Below are 356 nucleotides of genomic sequence, written 5' to 3'. Positions count from 1 at the left end.
CGGGCGGCACGACGGCAGGGGCCGGCGGCGGCGGCGGCGGCGCGCTGTTGAATGCGTAGCGGACACCGACAATGAACTGGTGGTTAAAGCGGTGGTCGAAGCTGGCATGTCCCGAGTCATACGGGCCGCTGGCGGTGTAATTGCCCATCGTGAAGGACGAGGGCTGGCCGATCATGCGGTATTCGGTGGTCATCTGCAGGCCAGGAATGCCGGGAATGTCATAGGCCGCACCGATGATTCCCTGATAGGCGAAGCCGCCCTTCGTGCCACTCATGCTACGACCGGGGGAGTTGCCCACCGTGACATCATGCGCGTTCTGCCACAGGTAACCCGCACCGACACCGACGAACGGCGTG

At 64.6% G+C, this 356-nt stretch carries 1 protein-coding gene; it reads right to left on the bottom strand.

Translation table 11 applies throughout. From position 1 onward, the window contains the following. Nucleotides 1-356, bottom strand: a 356-nt coding sequence (locus B7449_RS15280; RefSeq protein WP_048883786.1) for an outer membrane protein, incomplete at both ends; no start/stop codon positions are given.

The organism is Komagataeibacter intermedius TF2 (genome assembly GCF_000964425.1).
In the GTDB taxonomy this organism is placed as follows: domain Bacteria; phylum Pseudomonadota; class Alphaproteobacteria; order Acetobacterales; family Acetobacteraceae; genus Komagataeibacter; species Komagataeibacter intermedius.
This window is presented reverse-complemented; position numbering and strand designations above follow the sequence as displayed.